Raw genomic sequence first — 16954 nt, forward strand, 5'->3', positions numbered from 1 at the left:
TTAAAATGATAAGTGAATGGATCGTATCAATATTGCTGTTATTAGGTGGGCTCTTTATTTTAATTGGCTCTATTGGCTTAATTAAACTGCCGGACTTTTTTATGCGTTTACATGGGCCAACTAAAGCAACCACTTTAGGGATGGCAAGTATACTCACGGCTGCGATGGTATTTTTTGCCAATTCAGCTAGTGGCTTAAGCGTAAAAGAAATATTAATCACTATATTTTTATTAATCACGGCGCCCATTAGTGGTTATATGCTAATTAAAACCGCTATTCATCATAAGTTAAAAGCCAAAGATGGAACGAAAGGACTCGATAATATCGAAAAAGATTAACCCTAACAAACGACAAAAAGCCGAATAATGGTAGTTATTCGGCTTTTTGTTTTTTTGGTTGTTCCCATTTACAACACTTATTGAACATGTGAGTATGGCGTAAATTCAAATACAAAAAGGATATTAATATGGGTAAGGTATTACTTTTATCACTACTTATTTTTTCAACTAGCCTATATGCAGCGCAAACTACTAAGCAACAAAAAATTGATGAGCTGGTAGAGGTGATGGATATGGACGCCATGGTTGACTCTATGTATTCTCAAGTTGAGGGCATGATGCAAAATATGTCGGTGCAAATGGGGGTAAAGCCAGATGAAAAGCCAATATTTGACAAATATTATGCCGATATGACTAAGGTGCTAAAAACCAAAATGAGCTGGCAAAAAATGCAGCCTATGATGGTTAACCTTTATGATAAGCAATTTAGTGAGCAAGAGATTAGCGATATGCTCGATTTTTATAAAACAGAGTCAGGGCAAGCTATTTTGAAAAAAATGCCACAGGTGATGCAAGCATCTATGCAAATGTCACAATCTCTAGTGCAAGAAGCCATGCCTGAGATCCAAGCAATTGCTGGGCAGCTAGGTGAAGCACTTAAAAAATCGCGTAGTGAAGCAAACTAAACTATAGTTAACCTAAGTCGTAGCAAAATAACGTCTACATTTTCTAGCAGTCACTATTTTGTGACTGCTGTATTCTTCCTCTTCTTTAAGCAAACGTAATCACTTATTTAATGTGCCGAGAACGCATTCCCAGAGTTTTAAAATAGCGGTTGACCTGTGTGTTACACATAGGTTTATTATGTCACTATTAAAACCCGATGGAGTGAGTTATGTATGTTAAACAGCTAGCTAAAATCATGGGAGTGACCCAAGATACAGTGCGGCACTACACGCGTATAAAGCTACTTAAACCCATTCGTAGCCAAAACAATGGCTATCAGGTGTATACCAAAGACGATCAACGACGTTTAAAGTTTATTATTAGTGCACGGCAACTTGGTTTTTCTATTAAAGATATTCAGCAAATAGTTGCTCAGTCGGAGCAAGGGAATTGTCCGTGTCCACTGACACGACAATTAATAACTAAACGGCTCGAAGAAACAGAACGGCTATTTCAAGAAACACTCAAACTAAGAACGCGTATGCAAGCAGCGGTAAAACAGTGGGAAAACTCAAGCGATGGTGCTGTAAGTGCCGATATATGTAGTTTAATTGAGACCTTTGTAGATCCCCTTAACGAGCAAGTTAGTTCCGAGGAAGCAAAATGAGCAACAATAAAGACACAGTGCAAAACTTTATAATTGAAGGTGCTAATTGCGGGAGCTGCGTCGCAAAAATAGAAAAAGCGCTAAAAAGTGTATCAGGTGCGCAGCGTGTTGAAATGAACTTTGCTGATCGCAGTGTGCAAGTTGAAGGCAATGCGCCATCAGCAGAGCTGATTGAAGCAGTCGAAAATATTGGTTACAAGGCTAAGCCAATGAATAGCGAGTCGGAGCAAGACGCGTTAGATGAAAAAGCCAAAGCCGATAGCGCACACTATAAAAAGCTAATGCGTAATATGGTATTGGCGCTAGGCGTTGGCGCTCCGCTTATGTTGTATGGGCTTATTTTTGATATGAGTGTCACCACCAACGCGCAGCGTATTGGCTGGTTTATTGTTGGTATAGTCACTTTAGTGGTTATGGCCATTGCGGGTAAACAGTTTTACAACGGCGCATGGCAGTCATTTAAAAACCACACCGCCAATATGGATACACTGATTGCGTTGGGCACAGGTACCGCGTGGTTGTATTCTATGGTGGTAGTCATTGCGCCAAGCGTGCTACCCGAGGTGGCTAGGCATGTTTATTTTGAAGCCTCAGCGATGATCATCGGTTTAATTAGCCTAGGCCTTGCCTTTGAAGTAAAAGCCCGCGGTCGTACTTCTGAGGCGATAAAACGCTTAATCGGTTTGCAGCCAAAAACCGCTCGGGTAGTGCGTGATAACAAAGAGCAAGATATAGCTATCAGTGAGGTACTAAAAAACGAGACTGTGCGTGTACGCCCCGGTGAAAAAATCCCTGTGGATGGTGAAGTCATTGAAGGTCGCAGCTCAGTGGATGAGTCAATGCTCACGGGTGAGCCTATGCCAGTGAACAAAATTGAGGGCGATATCATTGTTGCAGGCAGCATTAATAAAAGTGGCACGTTACTATTTAAAGCCACCCATATTGGCAGTGAAACCACACTTGCCAGTATTATTAATATGGTTAAACGAGCACAAAATTCTAAACCCTCCATAGGGCGTTTAGCCGATGTAATATCCGGCGTATTTGTTCCTACGGTAATGATTATTGCAGTGCTCGCGGGCCTTGCTTGGCTTAATTTTGGCCCCGAGCCGAGCATTGCTTATGCGGTAGTGGCCGTGACCACGGTGCTTATCATTGCCTGTCCGTGTGCGCTGGGTTTAGCAACCCCTATGTCAATTATGGTTGGGATAGGTAAAGCCGCTGAATCGGGAATACTTATTCGTAATGGAGAAGCGCTGCAAACCACCTCTAAAATAACCACCATGATTTTAGATAAGACTGGCACGATCACAGAAGGAAAACCCACCGTTACCGATATCATTAATTTTAATGACAGCGATAAAGTACACGTGCTAAAGCTTGCCGCTAGTCTTGAAAACGGCTCTGAACATCCTTTAGCGCAAGCTATTGTAAGTTATGCTGAAAATGAAGATATCACGATTGAAAAAGTCAGCGATTTTAACGCTGTGACGGGGCAAGGTGTTACAGGCAGATTAAATGGGCAAACTTTATTGTTTGGCAATGAAGCGCTTATGAGCCAACACAATATCAGTATTGCAGAGGCAAAAGAGCAAGCTGAGCAATTAGCCAGCGCCGCTAAAACGCCAATGTATTTTGCAATTGATACCCAACTACAAGCCATTATAGCGGTGGCCGATCCGATAAAAGACGATTCAGCAGAGGCCATTAAACGTCTACAAAAAAAAGGTATCCATGTTGTTATGCTGACCGGTGATAACCAAGCTACCGCCAGAGCCGTCGCTAACAAAGTCGGTATTAAGGACTTTATTGCCCAAGTAATGCCTGATGACAAAGCCAGTGAAGTAACTAAACGCCAAGCTAAAGGTGAAATAGTCGGTATGACGGGTGATGGTATAAACGATGCGCCTGCACTGGCACAAGCCGATGTTGGGTTTGCTATTGGCACTGGCACCGATGTGGCGATTGAGAGCGCTGATATCACCTTAATGCGCGGTTCATTACAGAGTCTTGGCGATGCCATTGCGGTTAGTAGCGCCACTATAGTCAATATTAAGCAAAATTTATTTGGTGCATTTATTTACAATGTGGCAGGTATTCCAATTGCTGCGGGGCTGTTATATCCATTCTTTGGTATATTACTCAACCCGGTTGTTGCAGGTGCTGCTATGGCGTTGTCATCACTAACTGTGGTCACAAACGCCAATCGCCTGCGCTTTTTTAAACCCAGTAAATCGTAATTTTATAAATAGGAGTAGCATTATGTTGATGATCAATATACTCGGCGCGTTGTTAATTGCGGTTATTATATACTGGTTTTGGCTATACAAACCTAAGCAAGTGCAGAGTAATAACAACAAAATAACGATAGTGGTTGATAACGGCGTTTATTATCCTGCCCATATTAAAGTGGCTGCTGATAAAAAAGTAACGCTGACGTTTAATCGACAAGACAGCGCTCCATGCGCCGAAACGGTGGTGTTTCCTTCACTCGATATCAGTAAAACGCTCGCTATGGGTGAGAATAACACTGTTGAGCTGCCGGCACTTAAAGTGGGTGAATATGCTTTTCATTGCCAAATGCAAATGTATAAAGGCACGTTATTAGTGTCTTGAATATTAGGGTCTGTTGACCTTTTCGGATTACAATTTGTTCAAACTAGGAGCGGTTTAATCGCGGCGCGAGGTTTGTAACCTAGTGGACTAAGTAAGAACCGAGCAAAGCTTCCGCGTCCTGCTCACGCCCCTTACCTACATCCATGTAGGTAACAAAGAGTAAATCGCCCCTAGGCAGAACCCGAAGGGCAGCGCCTGTTTGGCATTGATGCTGCGTTATCGCCTATTTCTGGGGAATAACCACACCACATAGGCTCTGCCTTGCCTAAATACCAAACAGACTGCTGCAAATTTAACCTTGAAAGGTCAACAGACCCTAGATTAATAAAACTAAAAATGGCTCTGATGCGTATGTTCAAGTAGAAAACTTAGAAGGCGTAGTATGAATAAATTAAACCCTAAAAAACTGCTTAATAGTAAATGGACAGCGATCCCAGCAATTAATAAGGAAAAACATTTTATTATTGTTGAGGTTGAGTTTGATGAAGACGGCAACGTCATTGAATGTATCACTGAGGCGGTAATGTCAAAAAACCAATACCCAATCCAGTGGCGCGATTTAAAAGATCAACAAAAATGGCTGCAAGGTTGGAAATAAAGCAGACTTTGTAAAACACATTGCTCACGCTCATAGCCATTATGAGTATGAGCGACTAGTTTATTGATTTTTAGAGCAACACATTGCTAGCGACTCTTCTCTTATACAGCTTTTTTCATCCCAATTCGCCATTTGGCAACAAAACGATAGTTTTTAATTCGCTCTTAAAAAATTTTTATAAAAATAATAGAAATATTATTTTAGTTATTATATTTCAATACGTTATATGTACTATTTTATACCGTTAAAGTAAGTATGTCGGATGTGTTCAGAGTCGGTTTATTCTCATAACTGCTCTAAACATGATTTTTCCAGTTTTTTCATTCCCATGTCTCTTTTTATTATAATTTAACTTATTGATTTTAAATGTTTATTTATTTCAGCCCCTGTGGCTGTTGCTAAAAAGCAACAAAATCATGGTTTATTTTTATCAAAATACTTCAAAATCGTTCTAAATACATGTTTTTAAATAACTTTAAAAACATGGCATCGAAGTTGTAATACCTAAGCTGTATTTAGCAAAAACGTGATAAAGCATATCGCTTTTATCGCACAACCTAATGAAGGAATTACATTATGAAAACACTTAAATCAACACTGGTACTAATGGCTTTAGCTTCTTCATCAGCGGCTTTTGCGGCAACCGATTTTGACACTCTTGATGTGGATGGCAACGGCGCTATTAGCCAAGCTGAAGCATCAGTTGACGCCTCACTTATGAGCCAGTTTACTGAGCTTGATACTGACCAAAACGGTGAGTTATCTAAAGCAGAGTTTTCTAAGGCGTAACCAGCTTTAGTGCTCAATACTACCATTGATTCTGAGTTGCCCAAGACAACCTAAATAGGCAAGGGAGCCTATGACAAAGAATCGCAAGGATATGAGGTTGATAGTTTTGAGCCAATTATTTTTTATTTGACGAACATTGCACACTTTGAAGGATTATATTATGAAAAAGTTACAATCAACACTGGTATTAATGGCGCTTGCTTCTTCATCTGCAGTATTTGCAAGCACAGACTTTGAAACGCTTGATGTAGATGGCAGTGGCACCATCAGCCAAGCAGAGGCATCGGTTGCTGCTGAGCTTATGGAGCAGTTTGCAGAGCTAGATGTAGATGGTAATGGTGAACTTTCTAAAGACGAATTTTCAGCGTACTAGTTTCCCTTAAGGATCTTTGAAAAGGACTTCTTACCATTTTAATTAAGGCATTTAGCCTAAGGATTAATTATGAAAACATTTACTAAAACACTCGCTTTAATAGCACTTGCTTCATCTTCAGCGGCTTGCTGCGGTTGACTTTGATTCTTTCGATACTGATGGCGACGGCGTTATTAGCCAGTCTGAAGCACAAGCTAACTCACAACTAGCTCAATTATTTGATGATTTAGATGTTGATAGCAACGGTGAGCTTTCAAAAGAAGAATTCGCAAAAATTCAGTAATTACATTACGGATGAAAGCGTTTATGTAATTTATAAACGAGACATAAAAAGCAGCTAAGTAGTAAATACTCAGCTGCTTTTTTGTGCGTGGCGAGAAATAGTGTGTGCAGTTGTCACTAAAATAGTGCAATGGCATCAATGTATTTAATTTAATCTATTGATTTTTATATTCTTTAATTCTTGGTTTTAAACTTGCTTAGCTGTTGATTAGGGTATTTAAGGAGCCTAACTATGGCGAGAATGAGTTATATAAGTAGTGTTGAGCGCTATAACGAATATGAGCAGATAATACATAGCTTATTAGAATCAATTTTAATGAGTATAGATGACGGCATCGCTAATAATCGTGATATGCGCTATTTAACAAAGCATTATCCTTTTTTAGAATTACAATACTGTTTGGACGAGAAGGGCTCACAACAGGGCAATAACGTTTGTTTTAAACGTGCCTACAATAAAAAATTAGCACAGAGAGGCAATAATCAGGATTTAAGTGAGCGGCCTTATTTTTTAAATGTAAAAGCCTGTAATGCTATTTGTTTTACTGCGCCTTATATTTCTATTGCGACCAACCATTTATGTATATCTGCGATTAAAGAATTAAACAAACCTATCAATAATCAACATTATTTAGTTGTTGATGTAAGTTTAACGCAGCTTATTGAGTTTGTGATGGGTGATACCGCACGTGCGACTATGTCACCTTATTTTAAAGCAGGTTATGGCATTATTGTGGCGTGCTTATTTAGTTTGGTGCTTTTTTTACTCAACATCGTATTTATCGACATCTATGAATTAATAACTCACGTAAATAGTTCGTCCGATCCCCTAGAACCCTTTAGCATCATTATTTATATCACGTTAGCATTGGCTGTTTTTGATCTTGGCAAAACAATTCTTGAAGAAGAAATCCTCATGCATAAAGATATTTTTAGACACTCATCAACACGACGAACCATTACCCGGTTTATCTCTACCGTGTTAATTGCTATATCAATTGAAGCACTACTCACTATGTTTAAAGCCGCATTAGGGCAATCAGAGTATTTAATGCCAGCTATAGCGATGATGCTTGCAGTGGTGGGACTTTTAATTGCTTTAGCGATATATGTGTATTTAGGGGCAAAAGCTGAAACATTGCTTACACAGGCACGGGTAAAACTAAAATCCTCCGAGTAGGAGGATTTTAAGTAGTAATGTTTAATTGTATTTATTGTTTGTCAGCGGTGCGTTTGGCTTTAAAGTCAGACTCGCTTGTCCATTTTGGCCAATCACCGTTATTCGCCAGTTGTGAGGCTATATCAACAATCAGTTCTACATCTTGTTTTACCCCACCTAATGACCAATCAGCTGAGTAATCGTCAGCTTCTTTATGGTATTTATGAGTGATGTAGTCAGGATCGGTATCACCTAGGCTCATAAACAGTAAGCTTGGCACACCTTGTTTGGCGAGTGAAAAATGATCCGATCTAAAAAATAAGCCATTTTGCGCACGAGGATCCAGTTTAACTTGACGTCCTTGCGCGTTTGCGGCTTTAGCTAAATAGTGTTCCATAGTCGAGAGGTCTTTACCGTACTGTAAAATATAGTCGGTGCTATCGAGTACGTTCATCCCATCAATATTTAGTAGGGCAATCATATTCTTTGTTGGGATCAGGTCACCAGAGGCAAACTGCGCTGAACCTATTAAACCGGTTTCTTCGGCGGTGAAGTTGGCAAAAATAATCGAGCGTTTAAACGGTGTTTGCTGATGCATTTTTTGCATTATTCGAGCAATCTCAAGGGTGGCCGCGGTGCCTGATGCGTTATCAACGGCGCCATTATAAATTTTAGGACCGCTGTCGGTTTGTTTAGTGCCAAAGTGATCCCAATGGGCACTAATAACGATGTATTCATCTGGGCTTTCACTGCCTGTGATTTTTGCGACCACATTATGTGATTTTGCATGTGACACTTCGTTTTTAAATGCAAGGGTTGCTTTTAAATTCAACGCTTTAGCTTGAAATTGCTCACTAAGTGCTTGTTGTTTTAATTGTTGGTAATTTAAGTGTGCTGATGCAAATATTTGCTCGGTGGCATCGAGTGTTAGCCAGCCCATAACGGGCAATTCAGATGCATTGAGGTTGTTATCCATTAGACTGTATTTAGTGCCGGTATTTGAGCTTTCAACTACCCCCCAAGGGTATGCGGCAGGAGCTGTTTCGTGAACAATAAATACCGCTTTAGCGCCTTGGCGCGCGGCTTCTTCATATTTATAAGTCCAACGACCATAATAAGTCATGGCATTACCAGTAAATAACGTATCGTCTTGAGTGGCAAAGCCCGGATCGTTTACCAGCACAATAACGGTTTTACCGGTTACATCAATATTGGCGTAGTCGTTCCAGTTATATTCAGGGGCATTTATACCATAACCGACAAAGACCACATCAGAACTGCGAACATCAATAACTGGCTGCAATTGTTTAGTACGAGCAGTAAAGTCTTTACCCGCTTTAAAGCTTAAATCACCCATGGTCAATTGCATGTTTTGATCTGCGGTGATCATGGCCATTTTAACCGGATGTAAAAAATCACCGTTATAGGCACCAGTTAACCCTATGGCTTTGTATTGTTCACTCAAATAGCCAACGGTTTTTACTTCACCCAATGTTAATGGACCGCGGCCTTCAAAGTCATCAGAGGCAAGGGTTTTAATATGCTGTTTTATATTATTTAAACTAACGCCCGGACTGTTTTCGAGCGAGGAAGTGGGGGTTGCAGACTCTGAGCAACCCGTTAGTACAATAACTAAAAAAAATGTGATGGTTTTTATATAAGACATAATAAGTTAGGAAATAATATTTTTTTCGACTATAACCCCAAACAATAACACAATGCGAATTTTTATCCATTTTAAACCTATTTTTATGCAGCTTACCTCTTTGGCCCTTTACCCATTAATCGCCATTAGGTAAGTTAAAAATAATAACAAAAGGGATATGTAATGAAGCAATTTAATCGTCGGGATTTTTTAAAGGCAGCCAGTGTAGCTGCCGCTGCTGGTGTGGTTAGTGGCTGTGCATCTAGTGGCAGTGTTCATACTAGCGCGCCTATGCAACAAGGGCGCTCCGTTATCGGTTTGGTCGCACCTAAAATGGATGTGGTGAGAGTAGGGTTTATTGGTGTGGGTCAGCGCGGGTTTGGCCATGTAAAGCGTATGAGCCACATTGAAGGCACTCAAATAGTGGCTATTTGCGATACTCATACAGAGGTTTTAGAACGTGCCGCTAATTATTTAGTTGATACGGGAGTGGCAAAGCCTGCATTGTATAGTGGCAGTGAGCGCGCTTATCAACAAATGCTCGAACGACAAGACATTGATATTGTGATTATTTCAACACCATGGGCATGGCATGCCCCAATGGCTATCGATACCATGAACAGCGCAAAACATGCTTTTGTTGAAGTGCCTCTAGCACTGACTGTTGATGAAATGTGGCAAATTGTCGATACCGCAGAGCGTACGCAAAAAAACTGCATGATGATGGAAAATGTTAACTACGGACGCGACGAGTTAATGGTATTAAACATGGTACGCCAAGGTGTATTTGGGGAGCTGTTACATGGCGAAGCGGCGTATATTCATGAACTGCGCTGGCAAATGAAAGAGCTTGAGCACAAAACAGGCTCATGGCGAACGCAGTGGCATGCAAGACGTGACGGTAATTTATATCCTACGCATGGATTAGGGCCGGTATCGCAATACATGAATATAAATCGTGGCGATCGGTTCGATTTTTTAACCTCAATGAGCTCACCTTCACTTGGCCGAAGCGCCTATGCGCAACGTGAGTTTGCTGCCGAACACCCCCGTAACCAGCTCAATTATATTGCCGGTGACATGAACACGACGCTGATTAAAACTCTCAAAGGGCGCAGTATTATGGTGCAGCACGATACGACAACCCCTCGGCCGTACTCACGACATAACTTAATACAAGGCACGAATGGCGTGTTTGCCGGTTTCCCTAATCGTATTGCCCTTGTAACTGGTGACTCAAAAAGTTTTCATGAGTGGGATTATGATATGAGCGCATGGTATGAGCAGTACGACCATCCCTTATGGACAAAAATGGGTGAAGAGGCGCAGCGCAATGGTGGTCACGGTGGCATGGACTTTTTAATGTTTTGGCGGATGATTTACTGCTTAAGAAATGGTGAACCGCTAGATCAAGACGTTTATGACGGGGCGGCATGGTCGGTTATTTCGCCGTTATCAGCCCAGTCTGTGAGTGAGCGTAGCCGCTCAATAGATATTCCCGATTTTACTCGCGGGGCATGGCAAACCGCACAGCCTTTGGGCATTGTAAGCTAAGCCAAATAAAAAAAGAGCGCATGCGCTCTTTTTTTATTTATTGGTTATGTTTATTAGCTACTTCTCACATCAACCTTGAGTTTAAGCTTTTGGCCTGGCTGTAAGTATTTTTGCCCAGCCAAGTCATTCCATTTAATTATATCGCTCACGGTTAAATTAAACTTAGAGGCTATACGCGCTAATGAATCACCCCGACGCACTTTATAAGTAATAGTGCGATTGGTGTTATTCGCTGACTCTTTAGGCTGATTTGCTGATTTATAAACAACCAATTTTTGATTTAAACGCAGCACTGCATTTTTTTTCAGCTTATTCCACTTAGCTAATTCACCTATAGTGACATCGTATTCGCGGCTTATGTCCCACAATGTGTCGCCACTTTTTACCGTGTGTGAGAGCTTAGTACGCAAACTTTTATTAGCGGCCGCGCGTACTTGCTGAGGCAAATGTTCACTGTTAATTTTACCATCTGTTAGCGGCACTAAAATTTGTTGGCCAACACGAATTACGTTTGAATTAAGCTTATTTAATGACTTTATTGCATTGGTGCTAGTGGTAAATTTACTGGCAATTACCGACAGGCTATCACCTTTTTTTACTTTATATTGTTGCCAGCGAAGACGATTTTTAATGTCAGTTGCAGCCAATTTTTCTGTAAATTGCTCTACTTTATCGGTGGGTATTAATAAAAAGTGTGGGCCATCAGGGTCTGTTGCCCAGCGGTTAAATCCAGGGTTTAGTCTGTATAGCTCGGTAAGGGTCATGTCAGCCATGTCGGCTGCCAGCGCTAAATCAATTTGTGACTCAATATTGACCACTTCAACCACTTGCGCGTTAATGATAGGCTTCCATGACACATTAAAATCATCAGCGCGCTTTAATAAATCGGCTAATGCTAATAATTTAGGCACGTAGGCAGTGGTTTCACGAGGTAAATCAAGTGACCAAAAATCGGTAGGTAAATGCTTTTTACGATTCTTTTTAATCGCACGCAGTAAGCGGCCTTCACCTGAGTTATAAGCTGCAATTGCGTTCAGCCAGTCACCCTCAAGGGTTTTGTGTAAGTATGAGAGATAATCAAGCGCTGCGCGAGTTGATTGCACAATGTCGCGACGGCCGTCATACCACCAGTTTTGTTTTAAATCAAAACGCTCGCCGGTTGCTGGCATAAATTGCCAAATACCCGATGCGGTGCGATGCGAGTAGCCATAAGGGTCAAAAGCACTTTCTACTATAGGTAAAAGTGCAATTTCGATTGGCATTTCACGCTTTTCAATTTCTTCAACAATAAAGTGCAAATACGGCTCAGCACGTTTAGAGATACGATCTAAGTATGCTTGATGGCGCGCATAATAGTTACGCTCAGCGACCACTGGGCGATTTTGGGGAATATCGATAGATAATTGGTAACGAATACGCTCCCAAACATCGTCAAACACAGGGGCTTCCTCTTCGATATCGTTCACTTGTTGATATTGCGCGTTCATCATCAGCGCCGTGCTAATATCGTTTGGGCTTGCGCCTTCAAGCTGGTCTAGTGCCTGATTTTGTGAATCTGTGTTTAACGTTGTCAGTGTTTGACAACCGCTTAGCGTCATCGCTAAGACCAATAAAAGAGGAGATTTATTCATAAATACCAATACATAGGGTAAAAAACTCGGCGAATACTACCCATAATGAGTCAACATTGCCACTTATGACCGTTAAAAGTTCCAAACAAATATGATTAGAAAATGTTAACTTATTGTTTATTAACTAATCGTTTTATTATTGTTGTTGCTAGCGCATGTTTAACCTTGAAAGGTCAACAGGCCCAAATTAAAAATGATCTTTGAACTTTCTCAGACTAGCAAAGTTTTCCCAAGGTTCATTGTTTTTTGTAACTAAACAATATTTTTTTGGTATTAATTCTGTAATGTTTGGCAAATTACTACGCATAAAAGGGTTAATTTTCAGCTCATGGCCTATGGTACTTGGCAACGTTATTTCATCTTTATTACGCAATTCATCCACTTGCTGGCTGTAAGCGAGTAACTCGGGGTTTCGTGGCTCAACCGCTTTTGCAAACGCCAAATTCGCCTGGGTGTATTCATGAGTACAATACACTTTGCAATCACTCGGTAGTGCACTAAGTTTATTAAATGAATGCCACATTTGTTCTGGAGTGCCTTCAAATAAGCGCCCACAACCACCGCTAAATAATGTGTCGCCAGTAAAGGCAAGTGCATCATTAACATAACAAATATGATCGAGTGTGTGGCCAGGCGTGGTGATAATATTAAATGAGGTGCCTAAAACGGTAATCGTTTGGTCTTCATTTAAAGGCTCTGTTATTCCTTTAAATGGACTGTTACTTGGGCCGTAAACCTCAACGTTTGGATACTGTTTTACTAATTGGGTAACGCCATCAGTGTGATCATAATGATGATGCGTTATTAAAATACCGCCTAGGGTTAAATTATACTGTGCTAAATGCTCAGTGACCGGCGCAGATTGGCCAGGGTCAACCACCCACGCTTGATTATTATGCTCGGTGGTTAAGCACCAAATGTAGTTATCAGAAAAGGCTTTAATTGCTTTGACTTGCACCATGTATCGTTGCTCTATAAAGTGGTATTTAATTAATATTATAACGAGCTTATATAATGAAACCAGCCCTTAGTTTTCAAGAAGGCCCCAAACCGTTGTCATGGCAACAGTTTCCGCATGGTGATTATTTACGTTGTGATATAGAGCGCAAATTGTCGCCGTGGTTACCACGTATGTTTGGCTATCATATGCTTAAATTGGGTAATTTAAGTGGCGAGTTAGATACCAGCAAAAGTTCCATTAAGCATCAAGTATGCGTTGCAGAGCCAGGCCCTTATACCGGAGTGGTGGCTGACATAGACGAACTGCCTTTTTATGAGCACAGTATAGATGCGTGCATTATGAGCCATTGTTTAGAGTATCACTCAGATCCGCATCATATATTACGTGAGGCTCATCGTACGCTTATTCCCGGCGGTTATATTGCCATTACCGGTTTTAATCCTTTTAGCTTTTGTGGGTTAGCGCAATTACTGCCATTTAGTGGTCAAAAATTACCGTGGACAGGGCGCTTTTTTACCCCTGCACGCGTTAAAGACTGGCTTAATTTGCTTGGGTTTGAAATTGTGGCCGATGAACGCTTTATTTATTCGTCGTTGGCACGCGGTAACCGGTTGTCGCGGTTTGCGTTTTGGCGCAGCTTTACCAAGCAATATTTAAAACCTATGGGCAGTGTATATTTGCTGGTGGCACGAAAGCGTGTTGCGCCACTTACGCCAATAAAACCTAAGTGGCATGCTCGGCCACAATTTGCGCCAATAAAAGGGGTAGGGCTTAGGCAGACCTCAAAGCAACATTATCAGCAAAATAAAAAATAGTGCGATATTGAGGGTTACGGTTGGTAACCTTCATCATCAATTAAGTTGTTGCCGCTGGCCGCATCACGGGCAAGGTCGTCAACAATTTCATTATATTTATGGCCACTGTGACCTTTTACCCATTTCCAAGTAACATCGTGCTCGGCGCAGGCTTTATCGAGACGTTTCCATAAGTCGACATTTTTAACCGGCTTTTTAGCAGAGGTTTGCCAACCGCGTTTTTTCCAATTGGTGATCCACGACTCAATGCCTTGTTTTACGTATTGGCTATCGGTAGTCAGGGTAACAGGGCATGAACGATTAAGTGATTCTAGCGCAACAATGGCAGCTAGCATTTCCATGCGGTTGTTTGTTGTGAGTTTGTAACCTTGACTTAATTTTTTTTCATGGGCTTCATAAATCATAAAAATACCATAACCACCGGGGCCTGGATTACCTAAACACGAACCATCGGTGTAAATCTCTACGGTTTTTTGCACTGTTTTACCTTGATATTATGTACAATAAAGTGATTATAGAAAGATACCAGAGTCAGGCTTAATTCGATATGGCACGCAGACAAATAGTTTTAGATACAGAAACCACCGGCATCGACCCTAAACAAGGGCATCGTATTATTGAGATAGGCTGTGTGGAGCTAATGAATCGTCGGTTAACCGGCAATAATTTTCACGTTTACATAAATCCACAACGCAGCATTGAAGAAGAAGCAATCGACGTTCACGGTATTACCAACGAATTTTTACGTGACAAACCGCTTTTTAGAGACATTGCCCAAGAGTTTTTTGACTATATTAAAGACGCAGAACTCGTTATTCATAACGCGCCGTTCGATATTGGCCATATGGATAATGAATTTGCGTTATTAAATCAAGGTTATCAAAACACCCATGATTTTTGTGGCGTGCTTGATACCCTTAAAATGGCGCGTGACTTGCACCCAGGACAAAAGAACAACCTAGATGCGCTTTGCCGTCGCTACGATGTTGATAACACTAAGCGTACGTTACACGGCGCCTTACTGGATTCTGAGATTTTAGCCGATGTTTACCTGGCAATGACCGGGGGACAAGTAAAGCTAAATCTTAATCAAAATAAAGATGACTCAAGTGAAGATCAAAAGGGCGGTATTAGGCGCTTAAACAGCGATAGAGCCCCATTGGTTGTTGTAGCAGCAAGCGAAGCAGAGCAAAGCGCACATCAATCACGTTTAGACATTGTACAAAAGGAGGGCGGCCATTGTTTATGGCGCGCTGAATAAGGCACTATTATGAAAACGCTATTAGTAGTTTCACTGTTTTTAATCGCCGCGTGCTTCATTCCCGATGCACACAGCGTAAAGCAAGTTGAAGAGTTAAAAGGCAGCGGTAAACAAAATGAAATCCCGTTACTGGATAACCGTTTTCGTGTTGATGACAAAATTGATGAAATAAAATTAATATTTTTTAGACGCCCTGGATCGCCTGCCGTAATTTTAGTAAGACCCGATGGTACTAAATACTTTGCAACCAATGCGGTGAGAAACACTAGTCTTGATTGGTACGACGAATTAAATTATGACTTAGTGGTTATTCGCAATCCCATGCCTGGGCCGTGGCAAGTTATTGGCCAAATAATGCCAGAAAGCCGCATTGTTGTTATTGGTGAGCTATCGCTAAAAGTAGACCCACTGCCTAAAATTCTGTTTCAGGGTGAAACTGTAAAGGTAACTGGTGAGATTTTAAATGATGGCGAGCCGATTCGCGCCAACCTATTTAAAGATGCGGTATCGCTTAATGTAAGCTTTGTGAGCACCAATAATGAAAACTTTGAAAACTTTGGTGCAGGCATACAACAAGTTACTGAATTTAAAGACGATGGCTACGGATTTGATGAAAGTGCAAAAGACGGTGTGTTTACGGGTGAGTTTACCTTAAATTTTACTCCAGGCGAGTGGCGGCCAGAACTTTATATTACCACCGATGTCCTTGAGCGACGAGTTGTTCAAGACACGATAGTTGTGCATGAGCCGCCTTTCAGCTTTACCTCCGTTGAAGCAACCGAAGAGGGGGATGATCATCGCATTACCATCAATATTGATGATGAGCTTTTAAAACCTGATACGGTGATCATGCAAGGTAAAATTTATTATCCCAATGGTGAAGAGCAGGTATTTTACTTAGATAGCAACAGCACTACTGCTAGAGAGCTGGCTTTACAAGATTATGGTTGGGGGCGCTACAACATTGAAATCTCTGTTTTTGGCTCAACAATCAATGACCGAGAGTTTATGGCTACATTGCCAACCTATTTATTTGAAATAGAAAGACCGATTGAAGTGATTCCAGAAATTCCAGTTGCCAGTGTTAGCGAACCAGAAATTATTCCTGTGCCAGTTGTAAAACCAAAAGTAATGTCCACGGGATTAATGGTTAGTTTAATTGTTGGTGGAAATTTGGCCATTTTATTTATAGGTTGGTTATGTATTCGTGTTTTTGTGCAGAATAAACCAATAAAACTTAAATTGAATTTAGCTTTTTTAAATAAAAAGAAAGCTGTTGAGTCAAAAAAAGCTGAACGGCAAAAATCAGATGAACCAGAAAATAGCTCAAAAAATGATAAATCAGGTGGAATTTTAAACCTTTCGATGTCAGATGACTAAAAAACCTGTAAAAAAACAAAAAAGCCCTTGACGAAGCAGGGGCTGGTTCGTATTATTCACGCCGCTGTCAGGGGAGACTCAGACAGAAACGAAAATGCGGAGTGGTAGTTCAGTTGGTTAGAATACCGGCCTGTCACGCCGGGGGTCGCGGGTTCGAGTCCCGTCCACTCCGCCAATTTTCGACAATTTGTAAGTATGCGCTGGAGTGGTAGTTCAGTTGGTTAGAATACCGGCCTGTCACGCCGGGGGTCGCGGGTTCGAGTCCCGTCCACTCCGCCA

The 16954-nt window shown here is 41.1% G+C and carries 17 protein-coding genes, 2 tRNA genes and 1 pseudogene; 16 read left to right on the top strand and 4 right to left on the bottom strand.

The features are described 5' to 3' along the window. The first annotated feature begins 5 nt into the window (after window positions 1–5). From AAEY57_RS10035 to AAEY57_RS10080, 10 genes and pseudogenes are all read left to right on the top strand, one after another. Window positions 6–338 (top strand): Na+/H+ antiporter subunit G, encoded by a 333-nt coding sequence (locus AAEY57_RS10035; RefSeq protein ID WP_013464546.1) that lies wholly within the window; start codon window positions 6–8, stop codon window positions 336–338. A gap of 128 nt (window positions 339–466) precedes the next feature. Beyond that, window positions 467–964 (top strand): DUF2059 domain-containing protein, encoded by a 498-nt coding sequence (locus AAEY57_RS10040; RefSeq protein WP_350607733.1) that lies wholly within the window; start codon window positions 467–469, stop codon window positions 962–964. A gap of 209 nt (window positions 965–1173) precedes the next feature. Continuing rightward, window positions 1174–1611, top strand: a complete 438-nt coding sequence (locus AAEY57_RS10045; RefSeq protein ID WP_013464548.1) for a MerR family transcriptional regulator — start codon at window positions 1174–1176, stop codon at window positions 1609–1611. Beyond that, entirely contained in the window at window positions 1608–3851 is a 2244-nt protein-coding gene (locus AAEY57_RS10050) for a heavy metal translocating P-type ATPase (RefSeq protein ID WP_138561774.1), read from the top strand. Before AAEY57_RS10045 ends, AAEY57_RS10050 begins: the two co-directional genes overlap by 4 nt. 22 nt (window positions 3852–3873) lie before the next feature. Beyond that, window positions 3874–4227, top strand: a complete 354-nt coding sequence (locus AAEY57_RS10055; RefSeq protein WP_013464550.1) for a cupredoxin domain-containing protein — start codon at window positions 3874–3876, stop codon at window positions 4225–4227. A gap of 382 nt (window positions 4228–4609) precedes the next feature. Next, complete coding sequence (locus AAEY57_RS10060; protein ID WP_008467123.1) at window positions 4610–4825, top strand: TIGR02450 family Trp-rich protein; 216 nt, start codon at window positions 4610–4612, stop codon at window positions 4823–4825. 576 nt (window positions 4826–5401) lie between these two features. Continuing rightward, window positions 5402–5614 (top strand): EF-hand domain-containing protein, encoded by a 213-nt coding sequence (locus tag AAEY57_RS10065; protein ID WP_008467122.1) that lies wholly within the window; start codon window positions 5402–5404, stop codon window positions 5612–5614. Window positions 5615–5774: 160 nt separating this feature from the next. Next, on the top strand, window positions 5775–5987 hold the full coding sequence (locus AAEY57_RS10070) for an EF-hand domain-containing protein (RefSeq protein ID WP_008467121.1): 213 nt from the start codon (window positions 5775–5777) through the stop codon (window positions 5985–5987). A gap of 69 nt (window positions 5988–6056) precedes the next feature. Continuing rightward, a pseudogene (locus tag AAEY57_RS10075) lies at window positions 6057–6270 on the top strand (EF-hand domain-containing protein). 231 nt (window positions 6271–6501) lie between these two features. Beyond that, window positions 6502–7449: an EAL-associated domain-containing protein gene (locus tag AAEY57_RS10080; protein ID WP_016899465.1), complete on the top strand. Its 948-nt coding sequence runs from the start codon at window positions 6502–6504 to the stop codon at window positions 7447–7449. 31 nt (window positions 7450–7480) lie between these two features. On the opposite strand, the gene AAEY57_RS10085 is transcribed toward AAEY57_RS10080, so the two are convergent. Continuing rightward, a complete protein-coding gene (locus tag AAEY57_RS10085; RefSeq protein WP_076921582.1) occupies window positions 7481–9094 on the bottom strand; it encodes a M28 family metallopeptidase in 1614 nt (537 codons plus the stop codon). A 162-nt stretch (window positions 9095–9256) separates the two neighbouring features. On the opposite strand from AAEY57_RS10085, the gene AAEY57_RS10090 reads away from it, so the two are divergent. Beyond that, complete coding sequence (locus tag AAEY57_RS10090) at window positions 9257–10627, top strand: Gfo/Idh/MocA family protein (protein ID WP_138686389.1); 1371 nt, start codon at window positions 9257–9259, stop codon at window positions 10625–10627. 53 nt (window positions 10628–10680) lie between these two features. Here the strand turns inward: AAEY57_RS10090 and AAEY57_RS10095 are convergent, their stop codons facing one another. After that, window positions 10681–12258 (bottom strand): lytic transglycosylase, encoded by a 1578-nt coding sequence (locus tag AAEY57_RS10095; protein ID WP_013464555.1) that lies wholly within the window; start codon window positions 12256–12258, stop codon window positions 10681–10683. Between the two features lie 187 nt (window positions 12259–12445). Continuing rightward, on the bottom strand, window positions 12446–13219 hold the full coding sequence (gene gloB / locus AAEY57_RS10100) for a hydroxyacylglutathione hydrolase (RefSeq protein ID WP_138686390.1): 774 nt from the start codon (window positions 13217–13219) through the stop codon (window positions 12446–12448). Between the two features lie 53 nt (window positions 13220–13272). On the opposite strand from gloB, the gene AAEY57_RS10105 reads away from it, so the two are divergent. Then, window positions 13273–14034 carry a class I SAM-dependent methyltransferase gene (locus AAEY57_RS10105; RefSeq protein ID WP_008465729.1) on the top strand — a complete coding sequence of 254 codons (762 nt, stop codon included), beginning with the start codon at window positions 13273–13275 and terminating at the stop codon, window positions 14032–14034. 14 nt (window positions 14035–14048) lie between these two features. Here the strand turns inward: AAEY57_RS10105 and rnhA are convergent, their stop codons facing one another. Beyond that, the gene (gene rnhA, locus AAEY57_RS10110) at window positions 14049–14513 is read right to left on the bottom strand and encodes a ribonuclease HI (protein ID WP_013464557.1); all 465 of its coding nucleotides are present in this window, start codon (window positions 14511–14513) and stop codon (window positions 14049–14051) included. A gap of 68 nt (window positions 14514–14581) precedes the next feature. On the opposite strand from rnhA, the gene dnaQ reads away from it, so the two are divergent. The 4 genes from dnaQ (at window position 14582) to AAEY57_RS10130 (ending at window position 16954) form a co-directional block, all read left to right on the top strand. Then, a complete protein-coding gene (gene dnaQ / locus AAEY57_RS10115) occupies window positions 14582–15295 on the top strand; it encodes a DNA polymerase III subunit epsilon (RefSeq protein ID WP_013464558.1) in 714 nt (237 codons plus the stop codon). A 9-nt stretch (window positions 15296–15304) separates the two neighbouring features. Continuing rightward, window positions 15305–16675: a TIGR03503 family protein gene (locus AAEY57_RS10120; RefSeq protein ID WP_350607741.1), complete on the top strand. Its 1371-nt coding sequence runs from the start codon at window positions 15305–15307 to the stop codon at window positions 16673–16675. A 98-nt stretch (window positions 16676–16773) separates the two neighbouring features. Then, window positions 16774–16850 (top strand) — tRNA-Asp (locus tag AAEY57_RS10125). 27 nt (window positions 16851–16877) lie between these two features. Further along, window positions 16878–16954 (top strand) — tRNA-Asp (locus tag AAEY57_RS10130).

It is taken from the genome of Pseudoalteromonas sp. MER144-MNA-CIBAN-0113 (assembly GCF_040308965.1).
Classification (GTDB): Bacteria; Pseudomonadota; Gammaproteobacteria; order Enterobacterales; family Alteromonadaceae; genus Pseudoalteromonas; species Pseudoalteromonas tetraodonis.

Bases quoted from the DNA above. Each gene is read 5' to 3' on its own strand.
- AAEY57_RS10035 (WP_013464546.1), top strand. From the start codon at position 6: ATGATAAGTGAATGGATCGTATCAATATTGCTGTTATTAGGTGGGCTC.
- AAEY57_RS10040 (WP_350607733.1), top strand. From the start codon at position 467: ATGGGTAAGGTATTACTTTTATCACTACTTATTTTTTCAACTAGCCTA.
- AAEY57_RS10045 (WP_013464548.1), top strand. From the start codon at position 1,174: ATGTATGTTAAACAGCTAGCTAAAATCATGGGAGTGACCCAAGATACA.
- AAEY57_RS10050 (WP_138561774.1), top strand. From the start codon at position 1,608: ATGAGCAACAATAAAGACACAGTGCAAAACTTTATAATTGAAGGTGCT.
- AAEY57_RS10055 (WP_013464550.1), top strand. From the start codon at position 3,874: ATGTTGATGATCAATATACTCGGCGCGTTGTTAATTGCGGTTATTATA.
- AAEY57_RS10060 (WP_008467123.1), top strand. From the start codon at position 4,610: ATGAATAAATTAAACCCTAAAAAACTGCTTAATAGTAAATGGACAGCG.
- AAEY57_RS10065 (WP_008467122.1), top strand. From the start codon at position 5,402: ATGAAAACACTTAAATCAACACTGGTACTAATGGCTTTAGCTTCTTCA.
- AAEY57_RS10070 (WP_008467121.1), top strand. From the start codon at position 5,775: ATGAAAAAGTTACAATCAACACTGGTATTAATGGCGCTTGCTTCTTCA.
- AAEY57_RS10080 (WP_016899465.1), top strand. From the start codon at position 6,502: ATGGCGAGAATGAGTTATATAAGTAGTGTTGAGCGCTATAACGAATAT.
- AAEY57_RS10085 (WP_076921582.1), bottom strand. From the start codon at position 9,094: ATGTCTTATATAAAAACCATCACATTTTTTTTAGTTATTGTACTAACG.
- AAEY57_RS10090 (WP_138686389.1), top strand. From the start codon at position 9,257: ATGAAGCAATTTAATCGTCGGGATTTTTTAAAGGCAGCCAGTGTAGCT.
- AAEY57_RS10095 (WP_013464555.1), bottom strand. From the start codon at position 12,258: ATGAATAAATCTCCTCTTTTATTGGTCTTAGCGATGACGCTAAGCGGT.
- gloB (WP_138686390.1), bottom strand. From the start codon at position 13,219: ATGGTGCAAGTCAAAGCAATTAAAGCCTTTTCTGATAACTACATTTGG.
- AAEY57_RS10105 (WP_008465729.1), top strand. From the start codon at position 13,273: ATGAAACCAGCCCTTAGTTTTCAAGAAGGCCCCAAACCGTTGTCATGG.
- dnaQ (WP_013464558.1), top strand. From the start codon at position 14,582: ATGGCACGCAGACAAATAGTTTTAGATACAGAAACCACCGGCATCGAC.
- AAEY57_RS10120 (WP_350607741.1), top strand. From the start codon at position 15,305: ATGAAAACGCTATTAGTAGTTTCACTGTTTTTAATCGCCGCGTGCTTC.